1 pseudogene is annotated in these 398 nt (G+C 68.8%); it reads left to right on the forward strand.

The annotated features are described in order from the left end of the window. Window positions 1-277, forward strand: a pseudogene (locus GT354_RS23015) (hypothetical protein); the annotation flags it as partial. Window positions 278-398 lie beyond the last annotated feature (121 nt).

Consider the following 398-nt stretch of genomic DNA (forward strand, 5'->3'; position numbering starts at 1 on the left):
CGCAAAAGCCACGGCCGTGACTTCGCCGCCGCCCCGCACACCCCGCCCGGCCGCGACGTCCGTAGTACTCACGAAGGCGACCAAGACGGCCACGGCCGGCCCGGCAGCCACCGCGACCGTGGACGCCGCGGACGCGACCGCGAAGAAAAAGAAGGGCTTCCTCGCCAAACTCGGCAAGTTCCTCGTGATCGTGCTGATTCTGCTCGTCGTGTTCTTCGTGCTGCTCGTCGTGGCCGTCGTCTACGCCGCGAAACGGATCTTCCGGCGCCGGTCGTAGCGCCTGCGCGCGACGACGAGCGCGATGCCGTACAGCACGAGCACGGCCACCAAGAGCGCGTAGTACACCGCCGGCAACGCCGCCATTCCCAGCTCACCCGCCACCGGCGACAACGGCAGCA

Origin of the sequence: Streptomyces sp. SID3343 (assembly GCF_009865215.1) — a bacterium.
GTDB lineage: Bacteria > Actinomycetota > Actinomycetes > Streptomycetales > Streptomycetaceae > Embleya.